The sequence below is a fragment of the Thauera terpenica 58Eu genome (assembly GCF_000443165.1).
Lineage (GTDB): Bacteria > Pseudomonadota > Gammaproteobacteria > Burkholderiales > Rhodocyclaceae > Thauera > Thauera terpenica.
This window is the reverse complement of record NZ_ATJV01000044.1, coordinates 29,826-53,627: the sequence shown is the minus strand read 5'-3', so window position 1 is coordinate 53,627 and position 23,802 is coordinate 29,826. Positions and strand designations below refer to the sequence as shown.

The 23,802-nt window shown below is 63.1% G+C and carries 25 protein-coding genes and 1 tRNA gene; 9 read left to right on the top strand and 17 right to left on the bottom strand.

The window, feature by feature from the left end; genetic code table 11:
- Positions 1–122 precede the first annotated feature (122 nt).
- Together M622_RS25680 and M622_RS25675 are read right to left on the bottom strand one after the other, a co-directional pair.
- Positions 123–890: a 3-hydroxyacyl-CoA dehydrogenase gene (locus M622_RS25680; protein WP_021248451.1), complete on the bottom strand. Its 768-nt coding sequence runs from the start codon at positions 888–890 to the stop codon at positions 123–125.
- Positions 891–1,177: 287 nt separating this feature from the next.
- Positions 1,178–1,253 (bottom strand) — tRNA-Thr (locus tag M622_RS25675).
- Between the two features lie 540 nt (positions 1,254–1,793).
- On the opposite strand from M622_RS25675, the gene M622_RS25670 reads away from it, so the two are divergent.
- From M622_RS25670 to M622_RS25640, 7 genes are all read left to right on the top strand, one after another.
- Positions 1,794–2,741, top strand: coding sequence for a DMT family transporter (locus tag M622_RS25670; RefSeq protein ID WP_021248450.1), 948 nt, complete (start codon positions 1,794–1,796; stop codon positions 2,739–2,741).
- Positions 2,742–2,854: 113 nt separating this feature from the next.
- Positions 2,855–3,796, top strand: coding sequence for a phage tail tape measure protein (locus tag M622_RS25665; protein ID WP_021248449.1), 942 nt, complete (start codon positions 2,855–2,857; stop codon positions 3,794–3,796).
- A 47-nt stretch (positions 3,797–3,843) separates the two neighbouring features.
- Positions 3,844–4,206, top strand: a complete 363-nt coding sequence (locus M622_RS25660; RefSeq protein ID WP_021248448.1) for a CidA/LrgA family protein — start codon at positions 3,844–3,846, stop codon at positions 4,204–4,206.
- Positions 4,203–4,937 carry an LrgB family protein gene (locus M622_RS25655; RefSeq protein ID WP_021248447.1) on the top strand — a complete coding sequence of 245 codons (735 nt, stop codon included), beginning with the start codon at positions 4,203–4,205 and terminating at the stop codon, positions 4,935–4,937. Before M622_RS25660 ends, M622_RS25655 begins: the two co-directional genes overlap by 4 nt.
- A gap of 84 nt (positions 4,938–5,021) precedes the next feature.
- Complete coding sequence (locus M622_RS25650) at positions 5,022–6,647, top strand: MFS transporter (protein ID WP_021248446.1); 1,626 nt, start codon at positions 5,022–5,024, stop codon at positions 6,645–6,647.
- An 83-nt stretch (positions 6,648–6,730) separates the two neighbouring features.
- Positions 6,731–8,782 carry an elongation factor G gene (gene fusA, locus M622_RS25645; RefSeq protein ID WP_021248445.1) on the top strand — a complete coding sequence of 684 codons (2,052 nt, stop codon included), beginning with the start codon at positions 6,731–6,733 and terminating at the stop codon, positions 8,780–8,782.
- Positions 8,783–8,890: 108 nt separating this feature from the next.
- Complete coding sequence (locus tag M622_RS25640; RefSeq protein WP_021248444.1) at positions 8,891–9,151, top strand: DUF4212 domain-containing protein; 261 nt, start codon at positions 8,891–8,893, stop codon at positions 9,149–9,151.
- Positions 9,152–9,212: 61 nt separating this feature from the next.
- Here M622_RS25640 and M622_RS25635 read toward each other — a convergent pair whose 3' ends face one another.
- The 12 genes from M622_RS25635 to M622_RS25580 form a co-directional block, all read right to left on the bottom strand.
- Positions 9,213–9,599 (bottom strand): hypothetical protein, encoded by a 387-nt coding sequence (locus tag M622_RS25635; RefSeq protein WP_021248443.1) that lies wholly within the window; start codon positions 9,597–9,599, stop codon positions 9,213–9,215.
- A 153-nt stretch (positions 9,600–9,752) separates the two neighbouring features.
- Positions 9,753–11,609 carry a sodium:solute symporter family protein gene (locus tag M622_RS25630; RefSeq protein ID WP_021248442.1) on the bottom strand — a complete coding sequence of 619 codons (1,857 nt, stop codon included), beginning with the start codon at positions 11,607–11,609 and terminating at the stop codon, positions 9,753–9,755.
- Positions 11,610–11,622: 13 nt separating this feature from the next.
- Positions 11,623–11,877 (bottom strand): DUF4212 domain-containing protein, encoded by a 255-nt coding sequence (locus M622_RS25625; RefSeq protein ID WP_021248441.1) that lies wholly within the window; start codon positions 11,875–11,877, stop codon positions 11,623–11,625.
- Between the two features lie 264 nt (positions 11,878–12,141).
- Positions 12,142–12,891 carry a PEP-CTERM sorting domain-containing protein gene (locus M622_RS25620; RefSeq protein ID WP_021248440.1) on the bottom strand — a complete coding sequence of 250 codons (750 nt, stop codon included), beginning with the start codon at positions 12,889–12,891 and terminating at the stop codon, positions 12,142–12,144.
- A gap of 220 nt (positions 12,892–13,111) precedes the next feature.
- A complete protein-coding gene (gene soxB, locus M622_RS25615; protein WP_021248439.1) occupies positions 13,112–14,836 on the bottom strand; it encodes a thiosulfohydrolase SoxB in 1,725 nt (574 codons plus the stop codon).
- A gap of 147 nt (positions 14,837–14,983) precedes the next feature.
- Complete coding sequence (soxX, locus tag M622_RS25610; RefSeq protein ID WP_021248438.1) at positions 14,984–15,583, bottom strand: sulfur oxidation c-type cytochrome SoxX; 600 nt, start codon at positions 15,581–15,583, stop codon at positions 14,984–14,986.
- A 14-nt stretch (positions 15,584–15,597) separates the two neighbouring features.
- The gene (soxA, locus tag M622_RS25605) at positions 15,598–16,395 is read right to left on the bottom strand and encodes a sulfur oxidation c-type cytochrome SoxA (RefSeq protein WP_021248437.1); all 798 of its coding nucleotides are present in this window, start codon (positions 16,393–16,395) and stop codon (positions 15,598–15,600) included.
- Positions 16,396–16,510: 115 nt separating this feature from the next.
- Positions 16,511–16,822, bottom strand: coding sequence for a thiosulfate oxidation carrier complex protein SoxZ (gene soxZ, locus M622_RS25600; RefSeq protein ID WP_021248436.1), 312 nt, complete (start codon positions 16,820–16,822; stop codon positions 16,511–16,513).
- A 30-nt stretch (positions 16,823–16,852) separates the two neighbouring features.
- Entirely contained in the window at positions 16,853–17,320 is a 468-nt protein-coding gene (gene soxY / locus M622_RS25595; RefSeq protein WP_021248435.1) for a thiosulfate oxidation carrier protein SoxY, read from the bottom strand.
- A 23-nt stretch (positions 17,321–17,343) separates the two neighbouring features.
- A complete protein-coding gene (locus tag M622_RS25590; protein WP_031346432.1) occupies positions 17,344–18,408 on the bottom strand; it encodes a c-type cytochrome in 1,065 nt (354 codons plus the stop codon).
- Positions 18,392–19,729 carry a sulfite dehydrogenase gene (gene soxC / locus M622_RS25585; protein ID WP_021248433.1) on the bottom strand — a complete coding sequence of 446 codons (1,338 nt, stop codon included), beginning with the start codon at positions 19,727–19,729 and terminating at the stop codon, positions 18,392–18,394. Before soxC ends, M622_RS25590 begins: the two co-directional genes overlap by 17 nt.
- 15 nt (positions 19,730–19,744) lie before the next feature.
- Positions 19,745–20,146: an ArsR/SmtB family transcription factor gene (locus tag M622_RS25580; RefSeq protein ID WP_021248432.1), complete on the bottom strand. Its 402-nt coding sequence runs from the start codon at positions 20,144–20,146 to the stop codon at positions 19,745–19,747.
- Positions 20,147–20,405: 259 nt separating this feature from the next.
- Here M622_RS25580 and M622_RS0119950 point away from each other — a divergent pair, with 259 nt between their 5' ends.
- Together M622_RS0119950 and M622_RS25575 are read left to right on the top strand one after the other, a co-directional pair.
- Positions 20,406–20,705, top strand: coding sequence for a c-type cytochrome (locus M622_RS0119950; protein WP_031346428.1), 300 nt, complete (start codon positions 20,406–20,408; stop codon positions 20,703–20,705).
- 18 nt (positions 20,706–20,723) lie between these two features.
- Complete coding sequence (locus M622_RS25575; RefSeq protein ID WP_021248430.1) at positions 20,724–22,004, top strand: NAD(P)/FAD-dependent oxidoreductase; 1,281 nt, start codon at positions 20,724–20,726, stop codon at positions 22,002–22,004.
- Positions 22,005–22,075: 71 nt separating this feature from the next.
- Here the strand turns inward: M622_RS25575 and M622_RS0119945 are convergent, their stop codons facing one another.
- The 3 genes from M622_RS0119945 to dut all read right to left on the bottom strand — a co-directional run bounded on the left by M622_RS0119945 (position 22,076) and on the right by dut (position 23,750).
- The gene (locus M622_RS0119945; RefSeq protein ID WP_052028682.1) at positions 22,076–22,654 is read right to left on the bottom strand and encodes a c-type cytochrome; all 579 of its coding nucleotides are present in this window, start codon (positions 22,652–22,654) and stop codon (positions 22,076–22,078) included.
- A 218-nt stretch (positions 22,655–22,872) separates the two neighbouring features.
- The gene (locus tag M622_RS25570; protein ID WP_021248428.1) at positions 22,873–23,301 is read right to left on the bottom strand and encodes an NUDIX domain-containing protein; all 429 of its coding nucleotides are present in this window, start codon (positions 23,299–23,301) and stop codon (positions 22,873–22,875) included.
- Positions 23,301–23,750 (bottom strand): dUTP diphosphatase, encoded by a 450-nt coding sequence (gene dut, locus M622_RS25565; protein ID WP_021248427.1) that lies wholly within the window; start codon positions 23,748–23,750, stop codon positions 23,301–23,303. The genes M622_RS25570 and dut overlap by 1 nt, the downstream gene beginning before the upstream one ends.
- Positions 23,751–23,802 lie beyond the last annotated feature (52 nt).

Genomic DNA, 23,802 nt, shown 5'->3' with positions numbered 1-23,802 from the left:
GGGCGGTCGAAACGGGAAGGCTGTTTTTAGCACATTTCCCCAGCTGCGGCTATTGCACTGCAGCACGCCACGCCCGAGGGCCAGGGCGCGCCGGCAGTCCATCAGCCGCAGCGGTGCTGTACTTACTTCGCAGACATGCGAATTGCACCATCGAGACGGATGACCTCGCCGTTGAGATAGGCGTTTTCGATGATGTGCCGCACCAGCGCCGCAAACTCGGCCGGCTTGCCCATCCGCGACGGGAACGGAACCGTCTTGCCCAGAGAGTCCTGCACCTCCTGCGGCATGCCCATCAGCATCGGCGTCTCCATGATGCCCGGCGCGATCGTCATCACGCGGATGCCAAAGCGCGACAGTTCGCGCGCCACCGGCAGCGTCAGCCCGACCACGCCCGCCTTGGACGAGGCATAAGCGGCCTGCCCGACCTGGCCATCAAACGCGGCCACCGACGCGGTGTTGACGATGACGCCGCGCTCACCGCCTGCATCGGGCGCCGCCTTGCTCATGACATCGGCCGCAAGGCGGATCATGTTGAAGGTGCCGATCAGATTGATCGACACGGTGCGCGCAAAGGACTCCAGACGATGCGGTGCCTCACGCCCCACGACCTTCTCCGCCGGCGCCACGCCCGCGCAGCTGATGAGACCATTCAGACCGCCGAAGCCAGTTACAGCGCGCTCGATCGCGGCCTTGGCGCTGGCCTCGTCAGTGACGTCGGTAGCGACAAAGGCCGCCACCGCGCCCAGCTCGGCCGCAATCGCCTCGCCTGCTTCGCGGTTCACGTCCGCCAGCACCACGCGCCCACCCGCCTCGACCAGCATGCGTGCAGTCGCCGCACCCAGACCCGAACCGCCACCGGTCACCACAAACACGCCGTTTTCGATCTGCATTGCCGCTCTCCCCGTCCTGTCGATTGATTGAAGCTCAATTTCGAAACATAGTTCACGTTAACGTTAACGTCAATAAAGAAAGCACGCATGGAAGCCATGACCCGCCAGGGCGCGACATTGACATCCAGTGTTTCTCCAAGCTGCCGTCACGACCGTATTGAGCGTCAGCCCCGCGCCACTCGCCGCAAGGAAAGATATCAGACCGGCAAAGTGGTGGCGCCTCCCTCGGGGGCACCAGTAGCAAGCAAAAAGGCCAACCCCGAAGGATTGGCCTTTTTGCTTGCTACTGGTGCCGGAGAGAGGAGTCGAACCCCCGACCTTCGCATTACGAATGCGCTGCTCTACCAACTGAGCTACACCGGCTGAGGGCGCGGACTATAACCCATCGCGATCCTCGCTTCAAGCGCTACGGCGTGTTTTTTCAGCCGACATGCTTCAGGCAAATCACGCCCCTGTCACAGAATGGCGACGCAGCCCTTGTCGCACCTGAGGTTGCGATAAGGACTCAAACAAGATCACCAATGAAATTAACTTTTCCGATCATATTTATTTTCTGGGATTAGTGCACTACACTGCGCGCCAATCAGGGGCGGAGGAGACAAGCTCCAATCAGAACGCGACGCCGGGGGCCTGCCCCCGGCAGCCGCGCCTCACAAGTCCGGCGGCCGTTCAGTGCCATCAAGCCAACACACTCCGCCGCGTCTCCCGCCACGTCTCCCCATGGCAGGCCCTGACTTCCTTGCATTCACACTCATTGGCAAGACTGCGTTCAAAGCGCGCGATCGATCTGCTCGCAGGCAACGGCAGCTTCCTTTCCGTGTCGAATTTGCTCACCCGCCGCACAGCGGCAGTGCCGCGCAGTCGCGCCCAGGCCTTCGCCCTGCCGCCCAACACCCCGAGACCATGGCCTCAGGCCTGATCGCGGCACTCGGCGCAGGCCTGCTGTGGGGGCTGGTCTTCCTCGCGCCCCTGGTGCTGGGCGACTACCCAGGGCTCATGCTCGCTGTCGGCCGCTACCTTGCGTTCGGTCTACTCGCGCTCGGCCTGGCCTGGTTCGACCGCCGCGCATTGGCGAAATTGTCTCGCGCCGACTGGATGGAGGCCGCAAAGCTCGCGCTCATCGGCAACCTGCTCTATTACGCCAGCCTCGCCAGCGCCATCCAGCTTGCGGGCGCCGCCCTGCCCACCCTGATCATCGGCACCCTGCCGGTCGTGATCGCGCTCTGCGCCAATGTGCTCAATCGCCGCAGCGGCGACGAAGACGTGGTGCGCTGGTCGCGCCTGCTGCTGCCACTGCTGCTGATCCTCACCGGTTTGTTGATCGTGCATGGCAACAGTGGCGTGGGCTCGGACAGCGCCATGCACAGCGAGTACGCGCTCGGCCTGGGCCTTGCCCTGTGCGCCCTTGCCTGCTGGACCTGGTATCCGCTGCGCAACAGCCGCTGGCTGCGCGCTCGACCGCCCGGCCTGTCACGCGCGTGGGCGACGGCGCAGGGGCTGGCCACGCTGCCGATCGCAGTGCTCGCGGGCATCGCCTACGCAGCCTGGGATGCTGCCGGCTCCGGACCCGGCTTCGGCTGGCCACTCGGTCCACAGCCGCTGCTCTTCGTCGGCATCTGCCTGCTGCTAGGGCTGGCCGCATCCTGGCTGGGCACCCTGTTGTGGAACCGCGCCAGTCAACTGCTGCCCGCCGCCCTGCTGGGCCAGCTCATCGTGTTCGAAACCCTCGCAGCGCTGCTCTATGCCTTCATCTGGTACCAGCGTGGCCCCACCGCCGCCGAGGCAGTCGGCATTGCGCTGCTGCTGGCCGGCGTGAGCTTCGGCGTAAGCGTGTTTCGCCCACAGCGCTGACACTGCAGCGCGCGCCCTTGTCGACCACCGCAGCGCCAGCACTTATCATTCGCCCACTCCTACTGCACCGCCGCATTTGCGCTGGCCCCGTGCTCGCCCCCCGCCTCCCGACCATGGACCACCTTACCCAAATCATTCTCCAGGCGGGTCGCTCCGCGATCGAGCTGGCGCTGTTCGTGCTGCTGCCCGTCATGGTGGTCATGCTGTCCTTGATGCGCCTGCTCGAGGCGCGTGGCGTGCTCGACTGGCTGGTCGCACGCCTCGCCCCCTTGCTGCGGCCCGCGGGCCTGACCGGGCTGGGGGTGTTTGCTGCGCTGCAGATCAACTTTGTCAGCTTCGCCGCCCCCATCGCCACGCTGACGGTGATGGAAAGCCGCGGCGCCTCCGATCGCCACCTCGCCGCCACGCTGGCGATGGTGATGGCGATGGCACAGGCCAACGTCAGCTTCCCGATGGCGGCGATGGGGCTGAGCTTCGCGCCCACGCTGCTGCTGTCGCTGGCGGGCGGAATTGCCGCAGCGGCAATCACCTATCACGGCTTCGGCCGCCAGCTCTCGGCCACAGAAGGCGTCATCGCCGAGACCCTGCAGCACCGTGTCGCCGACGATGCCAAGGGCGTGCTCGACGTCATCAATCACGCCGGCGCCGAGGCCTTCAAGATTTCCGTAGGGGCGATCCCGATGCTGGTGCTGGCGCTGGTGGCGGTGATGGCCTTGCGCGCAAGCGGTGCGATCGACGCCCTGACAAGCCTGGTCGCACCCTTGCTCACCCTGCTCGGCATCGACCCTGCCCTGGTGCTGCTGACCCTCACCAAGGTCATCGCCGGGGGCACGGCGATGATGGGGGTGATGGACGAACTGCTCAAGGCCGGCAGCAGCAGCGTGGCCACGCTCAATCTGAGCGCCGGCTTTCTCATTCACCCGCTGGACGTGCCCGGGGTCGCGGTGCTGATCTCGGCCGGCCCTCGCGTCGCCCGGGTGTGGAAGCCGGCCGCGCTCGGTGGCGCCTGCGGCATCGCGCTGCGCACCCTTGGCCATGCGCTGCTGCCGCTCTGACGCCTGTTATCCTGCGCTCTGCGCCAAGCCCTGTTTCAACAGCCACCATGATCTCTGCCATCACCTTGTTGCTCGCGTTCCAGCTCGCGGGCGAAGTCATCGCCCGCGGGCTTGGCCTGCAGATCCCCGGCCCCGTGATCGGCATGGCGCTGCTGTTCGGCACGCTGCTGCTGCGCGGCGGCCCCGGCGATGAGCTGCGCCAGACGGCGGGCACACTGCTCCAGCACCTGTCCTTGCTGTTCATTCCTGCCGGCACCGGCATCGTCATGTATGGCGAACTCATCGCCGCCGAGTGGTTGCCGCTGACCGCCGCGTTGCTGGGCAGCACATTCCTCGCCATCAGCGTCACCATGCTGGTGCTCAAGGCCTTGAGCAAGCGCACGAAGGGCGAGCAGGGCACGCAGCCATGACGCCACAGCTCACCGAACTCTGGGTTTATCTCTCGGCCTCGCCGCTGCTGGGCCTGACCCTTACCCTGGTCGCCTATCAGGCCGCCTTCTGGCTCTACCGGCGCAGCGGCTTCCATCCCCTTGCCAACCCGGTGATGCTCGCCATCGCCATGCTCGCGATCGTGCTGTGGCTGGGCAACATCGACTACCGCCGCTACTTCGACGGCGCGCAGTTCGTGCACTTCCTGCTCGGCCCGGCAACGGTCGCGCTGGCCATTCCGCTCTACGCCGAGTGGCCCAGGCTGAAGGCGATGGCCGGCCCCCTGCTGATTGCGCTGGTGGTCGGCTCGCTCACCGCCGTCCTCTCCGCCTACACGATTGGCGCCCTGCTCGGCGCCAGCCGGGCCTCGCTGATATCGCTCGCGCCCAAGAGCGTGACCACGCCGATCGCCATGGCGGTGGCCGAACCCTTGGGCGGTCTGCCTGCGCTGGCGGCAGCGCTGGTGATGCTGACCGGCGTGATCGGCGCCGTCAGCGCACCCTATCTCTACCGCTGGCTACGCATCAACGACGATGCCGTGCGCGGTTTTGCCATTGGTCTCGCGGCGCACGGCATCGGTACCGCGCGCGCCTTCCAGATCAGCGCGCAGGCGGGCGCCTTTGCCGCGCTGGCGATGGGGCTCAACGGTATCCTCACCGCGCTGTGCCTGCCCTGGATCCTGCCCTGGCTGGAGCGCCTTGGCGGGCGCTGAAACCACCGCTCACCGCTGCTCACCCCTTACGTCCTACCTGCCGCCACCGTTGTCCGATAACCCATCGAAGTCGAGGAATGACGCGTGCTGACTGCCCTGTACCGCTGGATCGACCGCAACATCCTCGAGCTTGGCCGTGAGCTGCGGCTGTCCTACCTGCCGCCGCTGATGGTGTACTGCGCGGCTGGCGTATCCGGGCTGACCGGCATCGTCGGCACCTTCTTCGTCAAGGACTACCTCGGTCTGTCGGCCGCCTTTCTCGCCGCACTTGGCTTCTGGGCGGGCATTCCGTGGGCGCTCAAGATGCCGATCGGACACCTCGTCGACCTGCTGTGGCGCTACAAGGCGGGCCTTGTCTACCTGGGCGCCACCCTCATCGCGGCCAGCCTGTTGATCATGATCGGCCTCATCGGCAAGCCCGACGCCATGCGCGCGCTGATGCCGATCGAAGCCTGGTTTGTGCTTTCGGTGCTGCTGTCACCGGTCGGCTACGTGATGCAGGATGCGGTCGCGGATGCCATGACGGTGGAGGCGGTGCCGCGCATCGACGCCCAAGGCCAGCCGATCGCCGCCGACACGCTGCGCCTGATGCACACCACCATGCAGATGCTCGGACGCGTGGCCATCATTGGCGGCACGGTGCTGGTCTCGCTCGCCAATGTCGCCATGTTCCAGGACTCCGAGGGTTTGCCCGAGGCGGAGAAGGTGGCGATCTACCTGCGCATCTACGAACTGGCGCTGATCATCCCCTTGCTCTCGATCAGCGGTGTGCTGCTGGCCGGCATGCTCAAGCGCCGTGAGGCGCGGCGCCTGGCGACCCTCGGACGCAGCCGCAAGGAAATAGACCGCCTGCTGCATCAGGCCGAAGAACAAACCACGCCCAACTGGTGGATCCTCGGCGGCAGCGCGGTGTTCATCACACTCACCATCAGCGTCGGGCTGTCGGGCATCACCTACGGGCAGGAGATCATCTTCATCACCTCCTTCGCCATCATCGGCTTCATGATCAGCCGCCTGCTGCGCGAGCTCTCGCCCGAGGCCGCCCGCACCCTGCTCGGCACCGTGATCATCATCTTCGTGTTTCGCGCCATGCCCGGCCCCGGCGCCGGCGCCAGCTGGTGGATGATCGACGAACTGGGTTTCGACCAGAGCTTCCTGTCGCGCCTAGACCTCATCACCAGCGTGCTGACGCTGAGCGGACTGTTCCTGTTCCGCCGCTTCATGGCCGAGAAATCAATCGCCCAGATCGTGATCTTCCTGACCCTGGCAGCCACGCTGCTGTCTCTGCCCATCATCGGCATGTTCCATGGTCTGCACCAATGGACCGCCGCCGCCACCGGCGGCTTCGTCGATGCGCGCTTCATCGCCATTGCCAACACCGCACTCGAGTCCCCGCTCGGGCAGGTGTCCATGGTGCCGATGCTGGCCTGGATCGCCAACTCCGCGCCACCGCACCTCAAGGCGACCTTCTTCGCGGTGATGGCCTCCTTCACCAACCTGGCCCTGTCGGCTTCTCAGCTGGGCACCAAGTACCTCAACGAGATCTTCGCGGTCGCGCGCGAGATCAGGGATGCAGCCACCGCCGTGGTGAGCACGCCAGCCGACTACAGCCAGCTTGGCAGCCTGCTGCTGACCGTCACCTTGATCGGCTTGCTCGCACCGCTGGGCGCCATCCTGCTCACCCGTATTGCCGGCCTGCGCAGCGCCTGAACCGGCGGATTGCCTTCGTGCCGCAGCAGGCGGACACTTGAGCCCAATGCACGCGCACCAATTTGACATGACGGGAGCTCTCGATGACACCCAGCTCGGTTCACGACATCCGTAACCTGGCCCTGTTCGGCCACACCGGCAGCGGCAAGACCACCCTGATCGAGGCCTTGCTCGCTGCCGCCGGTGAAATCAGCACCGCGGGCAGCGTTGAGCGCGGCGACACCGTGGCGGACCACAACCCGCAGGAAAAAGCGATGGGGCACTCGCTGCACGCGGCGCTGGTGCATCTGGAATGGGCTGATCACTGGATCAACCTGCTCGACACCCCGGGCCTGCCCGACCTCGCCGGTCGTGCCTTGGTCGCCCTGCCCGCGGTCGATACCGCGGTCATCGTCATCAATGCGGCGGCAGGCGTGGAGAGCGTGACGCGACGCATGATGAGCGCGGCGAAGGACAAGTGCCGCATGATCGTGGTGAACCGGATCGACGCGAATGGCGTCGACTTCGCAGCCCTGATGGCCGCGATCAGCACGGAGTTCGGCGATGAATGTCTGCCGATCAATCTGCCCGTACCCGACGGCAGCCAGGTCATCGACTGCTTCTTCGCGCCGCCCAAGGATGCGATCACCGCCTTCTCCAGCGTCGGCGCAGCCCATGACGCGCTCGTCGACCAGATCGTCGAACTCGACGAAGAGCTGATGACGAAGTATCTAGAGCAGGGTGAAGCGCTCGACCCCGAACAGCTGCACGCCCCCTTCGAACAAGCCTTGCGCGAAGGCCATCTGTTGCCGGTGTGCTTCGTGTCAGCGCGCACAGGTGCGGGGGTGCGCGAACTGCTCGACATTCTCGGCAAGCTCGCACCCGACCCCACCGAGGGCAATCCCCCCCAGTTCGTGAAGGGTGAAGGCGCCAGCGCCACTGCGGTCAGCGTAGAACTCGATCCCAGGCGTCACGTCATCGCTCACGTCTTCCAGATCGCCAATGACCTCTATCGCGGCAAGCTCGGGCTGTTCCGCGTCCACCAGGGCAGCATCACACCCAACTCACAACTCTTCGTCGGTGACGGACGCAAGCCCTTCAAGGTGGCGCATCTGCTGCGCATGCAGGGCAAGACTGCGGTCGAGACCTCCAAGGCCGTGCCGGGCGACTTGTGCGCGGTGTCCCGCGTCGACGAGATCACGCGCGACGCCGTGCTGCACGACTCGCACGACGAGGACTTCTTTCACCTCGCGCCCACGCCCCTTCCGCAGCCGGTGTTTGGCCTTGCGCTGATGACGCGCAAGCCGGCCGACGAACAGAAGCTGGCCGAGGCACTGGCTCGCCTCACCGAGGAGGACCCCTGTCTTGAGGTGACTTTCGATCAGCGCGAACGCCGCACGGTGGTGCGTGGTCTGGGCGAGCAACACCTCAAGATCGTGCTCGATGAGCTGACAACGCGCTGGAACCTGCAGCTCGACACCGCGCCGCCCAGTATCGCGTATCGGGAGACGATCACCCTCGTCGCCGAGGCGCGCTATCGGCACAAGAAGCAAAGCGGAGGCTCCGGCCAGTTCGGCGAGGTCGCCTTGCGCGTCGAGCCACTGGAACGCGGCGCCGGCCTTGAACTGGCGGACGAAGTCAAAGGCGGCGCAATTCCGACTCACTTCATGCCGGCGGTGGAGAAAGGTGTGCGCCAGGCACTGCTAGAGGGCGCGTTCGCGGGCTTCCCCATCCACGACCTGCGCGTGATCGTCACCGATGGCAAGCATCATGCGGTGGACTCGAACGAGATCTCCTTCAGCACGGCGGCACGGCACGCCCTCATCGAAGCCGTGCAAGCCGCGCGGCCGCTGGTGCTGGAGCCCTTGCTCGACCTCCAGGTGAAAGTGGCAGACCATTTGTTCGGCGACGTCAGCGCCGAGCTCGCCAGCCGTCGTGGCCGCCTTACCCACACCGACAGTCCGGGGGCAGGCTGGACCTTGCTGTCGGCACGCGTCCCCACCGCCAGTCTGGATGGGTTCGAGAGTCGGCTGAAGGCGATCTGCGCCGGCGACAGCGAGTTCATGCTCAGCGCCGGAGGTTACGAAGCAGCGCCAGCCGAGGTTCAGAGCGAGCTCGCTCAAGCCTATCGTGAGTCGGGCAAGGGCGCACACTGAAATCCCGCCCCGATCCCGATGCCTGAGCCCCTCTCCTGAAATCACCGCGCCGCCGCTCGTTGGCAAGGCCTGCGGGCGGCGCGACGCACTGAGCTAGCAAGCGCAGCGATGAAACTGACCGATGCCCAGCGCAGATATTGGCGCCTCAACCTGCTGCTCACCTTCGGGCTGCTCGCCCTGTGGTTCGGCGTGACCTTTGTCATCGGCTATTACGCCAATGAATTCAACACCATCAGCTTCCTCGGCTTTCCACTCGGCTTCTACATGTTTGCCCAGGGTTCGCTGGTGGTCTACCTGCTGATCATCGTGGTTTATGTGGTCGTGATGAACCGCCTCGATCGCCGCTACGGCGTGGCTGAACGCCGCTAAGCTGGGTAGTGCGTGCGCTCAGGTGCGCCTGCACACCCCTCCACGCCGCCTGTCATCCACGTCACTTGCCGGCGTCGCCCGCGGCCCTGTCCTGCTGCGCGTGCTTCTTGCCGATGATCGGATGGGCCTGGCGGCTGAGGATGAAGTCGAAGATGAACTTCATCCAGATCGTGCTGCCCGCAATCGCGCTCCAGGTCTCGTAATCCAGCCGTGCACTCACCACACCCAGAATGACGAACAGGACGATCCCTGCGCCGATGAGGTTGATCGCGGCGGCAAACGGCGCATAACGTGCCGGATTTGCGGGTGACTCGCCACGCCTGAGCGCGACCTCGGAGAAGTCCCGCTTCACAACGATGCGCCACGCCCTGCGCAGCCAGAAGAACGCGATCGGAAACAGCGCGAGGAAAAGAATCCAGGTAAGGGCGACGCTGACATCAAAAACCATGACTTGCTCCATCTGGGCGCGGCGCGCCAACGGGTGGGTACACGCTACACGCGCCTGCTGCCAAAAAGCAAAGAACCCCGCCAGCCAAGCGAGCGGGGTTCTTCTTCGAGGCGATCCGTGCTCGGACCGCCTCGCCTTTACTACACGCCCGGATCAGTGGGCGCCGCTGACTGCCTTCGAACCACGCGGGATGCGCACGGCTTCGACCATGTGCTGGATGTGCTCCGGCGGCTCCTTGGTCACCTTATCGACGGCGAAGGCGACGATGAAGTTCACCACCGCACCGATGGCACCGAAGGCTTCAGGCGTGATGCCGAAGAAGCTGTTCGGGCCGCCGATGAGATCGACGAAGTCAGTGCCCTTGATGAAGAAGATGCCCTTGTGTGCGAACACATAGAACAGGGTCACGAACAAGCCGGCCAGCATGCCTGCGACTGCGCCTTCCTTGTTCATCTTCTTCGAGAAGATGCCCATCATGATCGCCGGGAACAGCGATGAAGCGGCGATACCGAAGGCCAGCGCAACCGTACCAGCAGCGAAGCCCGGCGGGTTCAGGCCAAGGTAGCCGGCAATCACGATCGCCACCGCCATCGACACCTTGCCTGCCATCAGCTCGTTCTTCTCGCTGATGTTCGGGTTGAAGATGCCCTTGATCAGGTCATGCGACACCGCGGACGAAATTGCCATCAGCAGGCCGGCAGCGGTCGACAGCGCCGCAGCAAGACCACCGGCAGCCACCAGCGCGATCACCCAGTTCGGCAACAGTGCGATTTCCGGGTTTGCCATCACCATGATGTCGGGGTTGACCGTCAGCTCGTTACCCTTCCAGCCCGCCGCCTCAGCCTTGGCCTTCGCCTCGGCGTTCTTGGTCTTGTCGTTGTAGTACTGGATGCGGCCGTCGCCGTTCTTGTCCTCGAACTTCAGCAGACCGGTCTTTTCCCAGCGCTTCATCCACTCCGGCCGCTTCTCGTAGACCAGGCTGGCTTCAGCCGCGTACAGGTCGGCGTTGGCCTTGATCTTTTCCGGATTGACGTTCAAGTGACCCATCGGGCCGGTCTCGAGTCCGACTGCGGAATTGACCGTGGCATGCAGATTGAACTTGGCCATCGCGCCCACAGCCGGAGCGGTGGTGTACAGCAGAGCGATGAAGACCAGTGCCCAACCCGCCGAGCTACGTGCGTCCTTCACCGTCGGGACGGTGAAGAATCGCATGATGACGTGCGGCAGACCCGCGGTACCGATCATCAGCGACAGGGTGTACACGAACATGTTGAGCGTGCTACCCGGCAGCGAGGTGGTGTATTGATCGAAGCCGAGATCCTTGACCACCATGTCGAGCTTGGACAGCAGGGTCGTATCCACGCCGATGATGTCCGAACCCAGGCCGAGCTGCGGCAAGGGGTTGCCGGTGAGCTGCAACGAGATGAAGATCGTCGGCACGATGTAGGCCGAGATCAGCACGATGTACTGTGCGACCTGAGTGTAGGTGATGCCCTTCATGCCGCCAAACACGGCGTACATGAACACGATCCCCATACCCAGGTAGATGCCGGTATCGCTGGACACACCAAGGAAGCGCGAGAAGGCAACGCCCACACCCGTCATCTGGCCGATGATGTAGGTCAGCGAAGCCGTCAGCAAGCACACCACCGCCACGGTCGCCGCCCACTTGGAGTAGAAGCGATCGCCGATGAACTGCGGCACGGTGAACTTGCCGAACTTGCGCAGATACGGCGCCAGCAACATCGCCAGCAACACGTAACCACCGGTCCAGCCCATCAGGAACAGACCACCGCCGTAGCCCATGTTGGCGATCAGACCCGCCATGGAGATGAAGGATGCGGCCGACATCCAGTCCGCCGCCGTTGCCATGCCGTTGGTGATCGGGTGCACGCTGCCGCCCGCGGCGTAGAACTCACTGGTGCTACCGGCACGCGCCCAGATGGCGATAGCGATGTACAGCGCGAATGACGCGCCGACCACCAGATAGGTGATTGTTTGAAGATCCATGTGTCTCCCCTCGTTATTCTTCGTGGACGTCGAACAGACGGTCGATGTCACCCATCTTCTTCGCGTAGTAGAAAATGAGCACGATGAAGGTGTAAATCGACCCCTGTTGCGCAAACCAGAAACCGAGCGGGTAGCCACCCAATGAAATGCTGTTGAGTGCCGGTGCAAACAGGATGCCTGCGCCAAACGAAACCAGGAACCAGATAATCAGGATCTTGGTCAGCAGGCTCAGTACCGTTGCCCAGTACGTCTTGCCGTTATGTTCCATCTCGTCTCCTCTTTAAGAGTTATGTTTGCTTTGCTGTGAGACCGGCCAGGAGCAGGCCGTCTTCGAGACTGCAGGCGAATTATAGGTCGATCGATCTTACTTATTGCTTACAACACCTGACGAAGTCTGAACGCGGAAGAAGAAAATCCGGGACAGGTTTGCACCATTGTCCTGTCCAAATCCGCCAGGCCAGTTTCAGAAAACGACGAAGCCGCCGCGTGGCTCCCCACGCGGCGGCTTCGTCGGACGCACAAAGGGTCTGCGTCAGGCTTTGCGACGCTTGCCTGCGCCCACCGCCGCGAGCAGGCCCAGACCCACCAGCGCGAGCGAGGCCGGCTCGGGCACCGTGCCCGTCGGCGGCGGCGCAACGCTCTGTTCAAGAGCGGAATAGCGCACCCGCTCCTGCGAATAGTTATAGAAGCCGAAGCTGCCGTCAGCGAAGGTGCCGGCCACATTGAGCTCGGTCACGCCGTTCACCTTGACCTGGATGTTGGTCGCGGTGAACACGAGATCGAAAGTGTATTCGGTGTTGTCCAGCCAGCCCGTGCTACCCAGATTGCTTGCGCGCGCGAGTTCTTGAACGCTACCGGTGTGACACCAGGTCGCGGCCGAGTCAGGCAGGCCAGCCGTGGCGCGCGAGATGGCCAAGCCCGCGGCTCCACTACATCCGAGGTGACTCTGGGTTCCTTGCTTCCAGTCGATGAGGATGAAATCGGTCGCCAATGCAGCCGCATTGCCCGACTGGTAGCCGAGCACGAAGCCGATGAAATCATCATCACCGGTGGTCTCGACCTTGATCTTCCCGGACAAGGCCTTGCCTTGATCGTTACTGCCAGAGAAAAAGACCGTCGGGGAGCCATTGACCGACTGGAACACGGAGTTCTTGTCGGCAGCGACAGCCCAGTTCGACGAACCACCCTGAGCAGTCCATCCGGACAGATCGACGAGGGCGGCGGCGGCGCTGGTACTCATTGCGGCCAGCGCAAGAGGAAGAGCGAGTTTGGCAAAAGACATTTTGTTCTCCTGATTTCTTGATGAGTACAGGTCAAAAGCAAAAGTCGTGCCAAATTGCAATTACTTGATTTTAAACAATAATTCCACAAAACAAAGAAAAGTGAAAAACGGAATGTAAAGATTTTCGACAACATCGAGCCATCGCTTGCAGCGGCGCCCGGCCAGGCGCCTGCTCAGCGTTGCGACAGCCCGCACAAGGGTGAGCAGGCGCCTGGCAAGCTCAGAGCACCAGACCCGGATTGCCGTCCACGCCCTTGAGTGTGGGCAGGTTCAGCTCGCGCTGGGTGATGACCTTCTGGTTACGCAGATAGTTGGCCACCACGTCCCATACGGCAGGGCCGGAGTCCTTCGCCTCCTCCGACACCGGCGCCCAGCCGGCGACGCGATAGGTCTTGCCGGGTTCGATGCGCTTGCCCTTGAGCATCATGTTGTCGATGCGCTTGCCCATCGCGGCCGTCGGGTCGCAGCTGTACTGCAGGCCACCGACGCGCACCATGTCGCCCCCCTGCTGGTAGTAAGGGTCAGGGTTGAAGAGGTTGTCAGCCACATCCTCGAGCACGGTCTTGATCATCTCGCCGCTCATTTCAGTGAGAGTGGTCCACGGATAGGTGATCGCGGTCTGGTCGAGCAGGTGTTCCATGGTGATGGTGTCGCCCGGCAGCAGCGAAGTGCCCCAGCGGAAGCCCGGCGAAAAGGCGAGTTCGGCATCCTTCTCGGCAATCAGGGCATCGACGATGAGTTGATCCCATGAACCGTTGAAGTTGCCGCGGCGGTACAACATGCCTTCGGTGACGGCGAGCTTCTCGTTGAGTTTTTCGAGGAAGGGCGCACGCATGTTGTCGATGAAGGCTGCCATCTCGGGGTCTGCCGGCAGCAGGTTGGCGAACACCGGCAGCAGCTTGTAGCGGAAATCGACGACCTTGCCGTTCTTGACGTCGAAATCCATCACGCCCAGAAACTTGCCGTTGGAGCCGGCGTTGGTGACCAGGGTCTTGCCCCCGGCGTTCTCGACGACGGTAGGTGCAGGCATGCCGTCATGGGTATGACCGCCGAGAATGGCGTCGATGCCGGTGACGCGGCTAGCCATCTTGAGGTCGACGTCCATGCCGTTATGCGACAGCACGACGACGACTTGAGCGCCCTCAGCGCGCGCCGCGTCCACCGCCAGTTGCATCTCATCGTCACGGATGCCGAAGCTCCAGTCCGGCGTCTGCCAGCGTGGATTCGCGATCGGAGTATAGGGAAAGGCCTGACCGACGATGGCCACCGGCACGCCATTGATGATCTTGATCACATAGGGCTTGAACACCGGATCCTCGAAATCGGTGGTCTTCACGTTCTGGGCAACGATATCGATCTGCCCGGCGAAGTCCTTCTCTTCGATTTCCTTCACGCGCTCGGCACCGTAGCTCGACTCCCAGTGCAGGGTCATCACATCGACACCGAGCAGCTTGCACGCATCGACCATGTCCTGCGCATTGGTCCACAGCGCCGTGCCCGAGCCCTGCCAGGTGTCGCCGCCGTCGAGCAGGAGCGCACCAGGGCGACTCGCCTTCATCTTCTTCACCAAGGTAGCCAGGTGCGCAAAGCCCCCGACCTTGCCATAAGTGCGCGCCGCCTCGACGAAATCCAGGTAGGTGAAGGCATGGGCCTCGAGGCTGCCCGGCTTGATGCCGAAGTGCTTGAGGAACTGATCGCCAACGAGGTGGGGTGCCTGGCCGAACATGCTGCCCAAACCCAGATTGACGCTGGGCTCACGAAAATGGATGGGGAGCAGCTGGGCGTGACAGTCTGTCATGTGCAGCAGGCTGACATTGCCGAATTTCGGCATGTCGTAAAGTGCGCCCGCAGCCTGCTCGGCACGGGCAAAGCTCGAGTGCAAGCTCATGCCGCCAGCCGCGGCGATCGCAAGCATCTGCATGAATTCACGACGATTCATCGACATGGGTAATCCCTATGAAGTGTCTTGAGGCGGGCACGCTGCGCTCGGCGTGCGCCTTTCTGTAGATAAAAGAAGGGCCCGGGACCGAAGCCGCGGGCCCTGCTCCGAAGCGCCAGATGAGGTGCTTGCGGGAACGCTTGCTGAGGACGCCTACTGATTGACCGGTGAGGCCGGGTCGAACAGATAAGCCATCACATGGCGGATCTGGACTTCAGTCAGGATGCCGCCGAAACCGTTACGCGGCATGTCGCTGCACGCGTTGTAAGCCTTCGAGTTCCACAGTTTGCCCCAGGTGTACTTGATCACCTCTTCGGAATTGCCACGCGTCTTGCCGTAACCTTCGAGGCTCACTCCGATCGTGCCTGCGGACACCTCCTTCGGATCCATCGCGTGACAGTTGTAGCAACCGCCACCGTTGTTATCAGGCGTCTTGTCGGTCCAGGTCAGGCCACGACCGCTCAATGCGATCTTCTGCCCTTCCTTCCAGTCGCCATCGATGTAGTGACCATCGGCAGGCCACTTGATCGTCGCCATCTCGGCGGCCTCGAGGCGCTTCATGGTGTCGGCGTCGGGGGGAGTCGGACTGGAACAAGCCTTCTGCACTTCGTCCTGCTTCTGCCGCTCAAGCGTGGCAATGCCGTTGGCCTGGAAAGACTTCAGCATCATGTCCTCGACCTTGGCCTGCAGTTCGTCGGCCATTGCCACCGAGGCGCACAGCGCCAGCGGCGCAACAATGAACAGTTTCTTCATGGCGTTCCCTCCCCTTAGCGCTTCACACCAGGCCACACGGCCTCGGCACCATTGCCCTTGCCCGCCATGAACACCGACAGCGCGATCGTCACGTCCGAGGCGAAGATGGGCTCGGCAGTGCGCTGCTGACGGAAGCAGTCCCACAGGCGATGCTGCATGGTCCAGAACTGCGAGTTCGACACGCGGTAAGCCGGCCATGAGCCCCAGCCCGCCGCTGCGCCTTCTGGCTTGGTGATGTTGGGCAACTGGGTGGCCCGAATCCGCTTGCCATCCTGGCTATGGCAGGACGAACAGGCAAAGTCCATGGCCCCTGTACGGTAGTAGAAGGCCTTCTCACCGAGCGCGTACATCTCCTTCATCTTGGGGTGAGACAGGTCGATGGCGATCTTCTCGCCATTGGAGTGCGTCACCACATAGGCCACCAGGGCAGCAAGCTTGGCGCGCTCATCCTTCAGGAACTTGCCCTTGATGATCTGCTCGGACGGGATTCCCTGCAGGGTCTCCATGCAGTACATCAAACGCGACTCCAGGTCCTGCACCCTGTCGGTGTCGGCAAAATGGCGCGGCAACTGCGCCGCTGCACCCGGCACGACGCCGGCCCCGAGACCAAGGTCACACTGCTCGAGCGTGGCGTTCTTGGGCCCACGCGCGGTGCGCCACAACTCCTCGCCTTCCATCTCGTACAGTTCGGCGGGGTTGCCATCGGCGAGCATTTCACGATATGCGTCGAAATTAAGCTCATCCTGCGCGAAGGCCGGCGCGGCAAATGCCAGCGCAAGGCTCAGCGCGACCGCCTTGAATTGTTTTCTCATCGTCTCTCCTCCGAGGTCCATATCCTCGTTGCCCGTTCTTGACTGGCAGCTGCAAGCGCGCGGCGCGCGCTCGTCCGCCTGTGGCCCACCCGCCGGCAGCAGGGGCCGACAGGTCTCAGGCGATCTGCACTTCGTCGCTGCGGGTGTCGCCCTTGTTGTCGACCCAGGTCACCGCCAGCTTGTCACCCTTGGCGCCGCCGTTGAACTTGAAGGCGAGGTAGGGGTTGGTGGATACAGAGGGGCCAAACTGGGCACTCAGCACCAGCTTGTCGTTGTGCCTGGCGCTCAACTCAGTGATGAAATGGGCCGGAATCAGGGCGCCGGACGAGTCCTTGCGCTGACCGGTTTCCATGACGTGTGCCATCAGCACGCGAACTTCAGTAACGCCATCCTTGGCGGCGGCGCGAATACGCATCGGGCTTGCCATATCGATATCTCTCCTGAACCTGTTCGTTGATCAGCCGCCGCAGCCGCCGAGCGTGACCTTGATTTCCTTCTTCGACATGTAGAATTTGCCATCGGCCTTGACCACGGCATACACGTCCGAGGTCTGACCCATCTTCACCCGCGTCTGCACGTCGGCCAGAGTGCCTTCGGGAAGGGTGAAGCTGGCGGCGAGCATGTTCGGGTTCTTCTCGATCATGATCGCGATGTATTCAGTCTTGGGAATATTGCTGAGCACGCCCACCGGCACGACGGCACCGTTCTCGGCGATGTCCGGTGCGGTAATGACGACATCCGCGCTCTCCACCGGCTTTCCGGCATCGACCGCGGCCAGAGCCGCATCCAGCGTCTTGGCCTCGAAGGCGGTCTTGTTCCAGGCCGCCTGCGCCATTTCTGGCTTGATCATGCCGGCTGCAAGCAGCAGGCTGAAAACGCCCAGACCACTGCCAGTCTTCAGGGCACCCCTGCGTTGATGATTCATCCCGTCTCTCCTTTTTTGAGGTGTTACTGCGCTTTCGCACCTTGCAGAACCCACTGCACGAGCAGTCTTATGTCCTCGTCCGCAACATGCGCCTGGGGCGGCATCGGAATTGCGCCCCAGTTTCCCTGGCCACCCAGCTTCACTTTGGCAACCAACATCTCTTCGGCATCGGCCTGAGCTTGATACTTTTGAGCAATTTCATTGTACCCGGGGCCAACCAGCTTGCTCGCCACCCCATGACAGGCCATGCAGCCCTTCGCATTCGCCAGCGCCAGGGCTGCCGCCGCCACCGACGGCTCGCCCTGCTCGGCAGGCTCGCCCGGAGCGCTGGTCCGCTTGCCGCGGGTTTGCCCCACCAGACGGTTCTGCTCGGCGAGGTTGCCATGGGCATCCTGAGCGTAATCGGGCAAAGCCGAAACGATCTCGACTTCCTTCTTGCAGTCCTTCATGCACGCCACGTTGCTGACATCAGGCTTGCCGCCGTTGCCCATCCCAGCCTTCGCGGCCGCTACCCCGGGCCACATGCCGTGGTCGGTAGTCATGCCGTTGCGGTTGGGCATGCGCTCCTGCACTTCGCGGATGTTCGCATCGCTGAGCACAAAATCGGCGGGCACGATGTCGGCCAGATTCAACAGATAAGCCAGGATCGCGTACACCTCATCGGGCTTGAGCGACTTCGGTGCCGTCCATGGCATCGCACGCTGGATGTAGTCGAACAGCGTTGACACCGTGGCGACCTTCATCAGCGTGGTGCGCTGCGGCGAAGAACCGCTGATGAGCGACTTTACGTGCCCGGTCTTGATGTCATCCGCGCTCGTGCCGCCGACGATCGGCGTGAACACCTCGTTTGATTCGCCGAAGGAGCCATGGCAACTGGTGCAATGAGTTTCCCACAGCTCGATGCCGTCGTCGACCGTGCCCGAACCCTTGGGCAGACCCTTGAAATCCGGGCGCACGTCGATGTCCCAGGCGGCTACTTCAGCCTCGGTTGCCACGCGGCCGATACCCTTATAGCGCTCGAAAGCGATCGCCGAGGTCGTCACTCCGGCGAGGAGCAGCGCCATCAGCGTCTTAGAGAACCTGGACATTGCTCACCTCCCCGGATTCGACCACCTTCCAGGACTGGATGGCGTTGTTGTGATAGATCGACCTGGTCCCGCGCGCTGCGCGCAGCTGGCCATAGCCGGGCTGCACATAGCCGGAGTCGTCGACCGCGCGCGACTGGAGGATGGCGGGCTTGCCGTCCCACACCCAGTCGATGTTGAAGCGGGTGCTGGCCTTGGACAGTACCGGCGTCTCCAGCCGCGCCTGGCGCCAGTTGATGCCGCCGTCGGTGGACACGTCAACGCGGGTCACCTTGCCACGGCCCGACCAGGCAAGGCCGGAGATGTTGTAGAAGCCCTTGTCGAGCAGCAACTGGCCACCCGAGGGCGTGGTGATGACCGACTTGCACTCCTGAATGGAGCTGTACTGGCGATGCTGACCATCGGGCATCAGGTCGATGTAATGCACCGCTTCGTCCTTGCTTGCCCAGGGCTGGTCGCCAACCTCGATACGGCGCAGCCACTTCACCCAGCTCACGCCCTGCACACCCGGCACCACCAGGCGCAGCGGATAGCCGTTTTCAGGGCGCAACATCTCGCCGTTCATGCCGTAGGCAACCAGCACTTCGCCCGACTCGATGAGCTCCATCGGGATCGTGCGTGTCATCGACGAGCCATCGGCGCCTTCTGCCAGCACGTAACGGCCCTTCTTGTAGTCGGCGCCGCACATGTCGAGTATCTCCTTCAGCGGCACGCCGGTGAACTCGGAGCAGGACAACATGCCATGCGAATACTGTACGGTCGGCACGGCGACGTTGCCCCACTCCATGCCGGTGTTGGCGCCACACTCGATGAAGTGGATGCGCGACACCGAGGGCAGGCGCATGATGTCGTCCATGGTGAACACGGCCTGAGTCTTGACCAGACCGTTGATCATCAAGCGATGCCTGGCCGGATCGACATCGTGCCAACCTTGGTGATGACGCTCGAAATGCAGGCCGGACGGTGTGATGATGCCGAACAGACCCTGCAGCGGCGTAAACGACACCGACGAGCCGCCCACACGCGTCAGGCCCGGACTCTCGCGACGTTGCAGGGCACGCTCATAGCGTGAGGGCAAGCCATAGGGATTCGCGGCCACCGGCATGCCGAGTGTGGTGCTCCATGACGGCAGTTCAAGAATCGCCGGATCGCCCTGCACCGCTGCCTGCACCACCGCAGGAGCCGCCATCGCGGCGGAAGCCGCCACAAAGGCAGTGCGCAGGAAACCCCGTCTCCCCTCCTTGACCGCGACAATCTGTTCATGGGTGAGAAAATTTTCCGGTGCAGGCCTGATCCGACCAGGTCTGGCATCGATATTTGCCATGCTCACACTCCCCTCTTATTGTTGTGCGTCTGAATCACGGCCAGTACCCGGCGTTCGGCGCTTCGGCTTCAGTTCGCGCTCCAGGCGCAACAGCGACTCACGCTGCGCAGCCCTGGGCTGCACCTCATCGCGCGCGGCGATGCTGATGCACACGGTGCGACACAGCTCAGCGAAATTCGGATCTATCAGGCGATAAAAGACCTGATTTCCATCCCTGCGGCGCGCCACCACACCCGCCCGATACAACAGACTGAGGTGTCGCGATGCATTGGCCTGGGTCAGGCCCGCCGCCTGCACCACGGCATTCACCGACTCTTCGCCGCTGCACAGGCAGTGCATGATCTTCAGCCGCGACGGTTCGGAAAGCAGACTGAAATAGTCGGCCACGCTCTCGAACACCTTGTTCAGCTCTTCCACATCAGCCTCGCTTATGCGGACATTTTTTGATCTGGATCAAATCTAAAATTATATTGCTATATAGTCAAGCGCTCATATTGATGCGATGCAGCATCACCCTGACGCGGGGAGTCATCGGCTTGAAGGGCACGCGCGGGGGCGCATTCATGTCGCTATACTCAGCTTCACCGGCATGCGCCGGCTACCCGAAATCACGCTCTGGCTGCCTTTGCTGGCTACGACCAAGCTTCACGACATACAGGAACGGAGGGACATCGACGTGAATCTCAAGCACGCTCTGGCCATGCTCGGCCTCATTGGACTCAGCGCAAGCGCGCAGGCACAGGACCCCAACCTGGCCCGAAATCTCGCCGCAACCTGTGCCAACTGTCACGGCACCAACGGCCACAGCCTGGGTGGCATGGAGTCGCTGGCGGGCGAAGCGAAGGACAAGCTCATGCAAAAGCTGATGGACTACAAGTCGGGCGAAAAGCCGGCAACGATCATGCATCAGATCGTCAAGGGCTACAGCGACACTCAGCTCGAGCTCATCACCGCCTGGTATGCAGCGCAAAAATAAGACAGAGGACGGACGACAATGATCAACAGACGCGATTTTCTGAAGACCTCCGCCCTCGCTGCGGCAGCAAGCACGACGCTGGCGGGTCTCGCCGGCTGCGCCAGCACACCGAGTGCCAGGAGCCGCGCTCATGTGGTGGTGGTGGGAGGCGGCTACGGCGGCGCCACCGCCGCGAAATACCTGCGCATGTGGAGCGAAGGCACGGTCGATGTGACGCTGATCGAGCGCAACCCCAGCTTCGTCTCCTGCCCGGTGTCGAACCTCGTCATCGGTGGCCTCAAGGAGATGGCGGACATCACCGTCAGCTACGACAACCTGAAGTCGAAATGGGGTGTACGCCTGATCACCGACGAGGTCACCGCAGTGGATACGGCCAAGCGCAGCGTGAGCACGGCCAACAACGGCACCCTGAGCTACGATCGTCTGGTGCTGTCACCCGGCATCGACTTCATGACCGACGCAATCGCGGGCCTGACCGGCAATGAGGAGCGCATCCCCCACGCCTGGAAGGCCGGTGCGCAGACCGTGCTGCTGCGCAAGCAACTCGAGGACATGGCCGACGGCGGCGTCTATGCGCTGCACATCCCCAGGGCGCCCTTCCGCTGCCCGCCGGGCCCTTACGAACGTGCCTGCCTGGTGGCCAATTACCTGCGTCAGGCAAAACCCAGGTCCAAGGTTCTGGTGCTCGACGCCAATGGCGAAATCCAGTCGAAAAAGGCCTTGTTCGCCAAAGCCTTCGAGGGCTACAAAGGCCTGCTCGAGTACGTTCCCAATAGCGAGTTGCGCAGCGTGAATGCGTCCACCCTCACTGCCGAGCTCGATTTCGAGAAAGTCAGGGCCAACGTGCTCAACGTCATTCCGCCGATGCGGGCGGGCAACATCGCCGTCCACGCCGGTTTGCCGCTGATCAATGAGCGCTGGGTCGATGTCGATTGGCTGACCCTCGAGGCCAAGGGCGTGCCCGGTGTCCATGTGCTCGGCGACGCTCTGTTCCCCGCCCCCGTCATGCCCAAGTCGGGGCACATGGCCAACCAGCACGCCAAGGTTGCGGTGGCGGCGATCCTCAACCTGATCGACGGCATTGCACCCAATCCAGCCCCGGTGGTGATGAACACCTGCTACAGCTTCGTGGACAGCAAGAACGTCATTCACGTGGCCTCGGTGCACCAGTACGACGCGGAAAAGAAGCAGCCGATGCCGGTGCAGGGTGCGGGGGGAGTGTCGATGGCCGCCAACGAACTCGAGGCCAAGACCGCCGCGGCGTGGGCGAAGAACATCTGGGCAGACATGCTGGCCTGAAATCCTGGTCGCTGCAGGCCGAGGGCAACAAAGTCAAACGGGGCCAATAGGCCCCGTTTCTTGTCCAGCGCTCAGTTGAGTGTGCTGATGTAGGCCGCCACCGCCTTGACCTCGAGCTCGGACAGGCGTGAGGCGATCGAATGCATGATGGCATTGTCATTGGTGCGTTCGCGCTGCTCGAAGGATTTGAGCTGACTCTCGATGTATTTCGGCACCTGCCCGGCAAGTCGTGGCAGCTGGTCGGTTCCCAGGCCGCGCTCACCATGACAGGACGCACAGGCGGCGACCCCGGAGAACTCATTGCCGCGGTGGAACACGAAGCGCCCCACGGCGACCAGATCGGCGTCGAGGGCCGTGCGCGCCTTGGTCGGCTTCTGTTCGAAGAACACCCCGAGTGCGAGCATTTCCTCTGGCGTCAGGTCTGCAGCCATGCTGCTCATGGTGTCGCTCTTGCGCCGGCCGGACTGAAAGTCACCCAACTGCTTGGCGATGTACTGGTGATGCTGACCCGCCAGGCGTGGATAGAGAGCCGAAGCACTCTCCCCGTCCACCCCGTGGCACAGCGAACACCGTCCCGCGCTGATCTCCTGCGCCCGTGTCAGATCGACATCAGGTGGCTCTGACGCCCCCACGGCGAAGGACGCAAGCATGGCAATGGCAGCGCCAAGTGCATTCCGTGTCAATACCGACCGGGCTGATTCAAGCCCACTCGGCGCCCCTGCTGTCCTACTGAACATGACCTTCCCCCTGTCGACGTGCCATCCAGGACTCACAACTCAGCCCGGCCTTGCGAAGGAGAGAAAGATTATCAGAAGGCGTTAATATGCGGCATCCGTCTCTCTGCCCCATCCCTTTCCAGGCCAGCAGCTCAAGCCCAGCCGAGCTCAAGCATCCATGGCGCACAGGTCTGACGCAGCGCAGCCTCGACGTAGGCGACCATGGGCACGGGCAGTTCATCGCGCGCGTGCCACTCGAGGCGATCACACTTGTCCGGCTCGCAAATCCGCGGCTCGCCAGTCCAGCGCTTGGCGCGGACGAAGAAATCGATGCGATTGGTGTCCGAGCGCCGGTGTACCACACCCAACCATTCAAGCTCGGCCGCAGTGAGCAGCAAGCCGGTTTCCTCGCGCAGCTCTCGCACCGCTGCGGCGCCGACCGCCTCTCCGGCTTCGACGTGCCCGCCGGGCAGGCTGTAAAGGCCATCGAAAAAGCCGGTCCCGGCGCGGCGCATCAACAACACCTCGCCTCCGCGCTCACACAGGACATGAACGGCGGTCGGAATTCCGTACTGAGGCATCAATGCTTGCCCGTGCTGCCGAAGCCGTCCGCGCCGCGCGCGCTGGCGGCAAAATCGTCAACGATGTTGAATCCGACCTGCAGCACCGGTACCACCACCAATTGCGCAATGCGCTCCATGGGTTGGATGGTGAAGCTCGCGCGCCCCCGGTTCCACACCGACACGAAGATCTGTCCCTGGTAATCGGAATCGATCAGGCCCACAAGATTGCCCAGCACGATGCCGTGCTTGTGCCCCAGGCCAGAGCGCGGCAACACCATTGCGGCGAGGCCTGGATCGACGAGGTGAATGGCCAGCCCGCTCGGAATCAGGGTCGTCTCCCCGGGATGCAGGGTGATCGCTGCAGGCAGGCAGGCACGCAGGTCGAGGCCGGCGGCGCCGTCGGAGGCATAGGCCGGCGGGTGCGACTTGAGTCGTTCATCGAGCAGCTTGACGTCGATATGATGCATGTTCCACCTCGTTCGCTACGGGGGCTGCGCCAGCGCAAGGACCCCTTGTTCA

Bases quoted from the DNA above. Each gene is read 5' to 3' on its own strand.
- soxZ (WP_021248436.1), bottom strand. From the start codon at position 16,822: ATGGCAAGCCCGATGCGTATTCGCGCCGCCGCCAAGGATGGCGTTACT.
- soxB (WP_021248439.1), bottom strand. From the start codon at position 14,836: ATGTCGATGAATCGTCGTGAATTCATGCAGATGCTTGCGATCGCCGCG.
- M622_RS25660 (WP_021248448.1), top strand. From the start codon at position 3,844: ATGATCTCTGCCATCACCTTGTTGCTCGCGTTCCAGCTCGCGGGCGAA.
- soxA (WP_021248437.1), bottom strand. From the start codon at position 16,395: ATGAGAAAACAATTCAAGGCGGTCGCGCTGAGCCTTGCGCTGGCATTT.
- soxX (WP_021248438.1), bottom strand. From the start codon at position 15,583: ATGAAGAAACTGTTCATTGTTGCGCCGCTGGCGCTGTGCGCCTCGGTG.
- M622_RS25590 (WP_031346432.1), bottom strand. From the start codon at position 18,408: ATGTCCAGGTTCTCTAAGACGCTGATGGCGCTGCTCCTCGCCGGAGTG.
- M622_RS25570 (WP_021248428.1), bottom strand. From the start codon at position 23,301: ATGCCTCAGTACGGAATTCCGACCGCCGTTCATGTCCTGTGTGAGCGC.
- fusA (WP_021248445.1), top strand. From the start codon at position 6,731: ATGACACCCAGCTCGGTTCACGACATCCGTAACCTGGCCCTGTTCGGC.
- M622_RS25640 (WP_021248444.1), top strand. From the start codon at position 8,891: ATGAAACTGACCGATGCCCAGCGCAGATATTGGCGCCTCAACCTGCTG.
- M622_RS25625 (WP_021248441.1), bottom strand. From the start codon at position 11,877: ATGGAACATAACGGCAAGACGTACTGGGCAACGGTACTGAGCCTGCTG.
- M622_RS25575 (WP_021248430.1), top strand. From the start codon at position 20,724: ATGATCAACAGACGCGATTTTCTGAAGACCTCCGCCCTCGCTGCGGCA.
- M622_RS25630 (WP_021248442.1), bottom strand. From the start codon at position 11,609: ATGGATCTTCAAACAATCACCTATCTGGTGGTCGGCGCGTCATTCGCG.
- M622_RS25665 (WP_021248449.1), top strand. From the start codon at position 2,855: ATGGACCACCTTACCCAAATCATTCTCCAGGCGGGTCGCTCCGCGATC.
- M622_RS25670 (WP_021248450.1), top strand. From the start codon at position 1,794: ATGGCCTCAGGCCTGATCGCGGCACTCGGCGCAGGCCTGCTGTGGGGG.
- soxC (WP_021248433.1), bottom strand. From the start codon at position 19,729: ATGGCAAATATCGATGCCAGACCTGGTCGGATCAGGCCTGCACCGGAA.
- M622_RS25655 (WP_021248447.1), top strand. From the start codon at position 4,203: ATGACGCCACAGCTCACCGAACTCTGGGTTTATCTCTCGGCCTCGCCG.
- M622_RS0119945 (WP_052028682.1), bottom strand. From the start codon at position 22,654: ATGCTTGCGTCCTTCGCCGTGGGGGCGTCAGAGCCACCTGATGTCGAT.
- dut (WP_021248427.1), bottom strand. From the start codon at position 23,750: ATGCATCATATCGACGTCAAGCTGCTCGATGAACGACTCAAGTCGCAC.
- M622_RS25620 (WP_021248440.1), bottom strand. From the start codon at position 12,891: ATGTCTTTTGCCAAACTCGCTCTTCCTCTTGCGCTGGCCGCAATGAGT.
- soxY (WP_021248435.1), bottom strand. From the start codon at position 17,320: ATGAATCATCAACGCAGGGGTGCCCTGAAGACTGGCAGTGGTCTGGGC.
- M622_RS25680 (WP_021248451.1), bottom strand. From the start codon at position 890: ATGCAGATCGAAAACGGCGTGTTTGTGGTGACCGGTGGCGGTTCGGGT.
- M622_RS25635 (WP_021248443.1), bottom strand. From the start codon at position 9,599: ATGGTTTTTGATGTCAGCGTCGCCCTTACCTGGATTCTTTTCCTCGCG.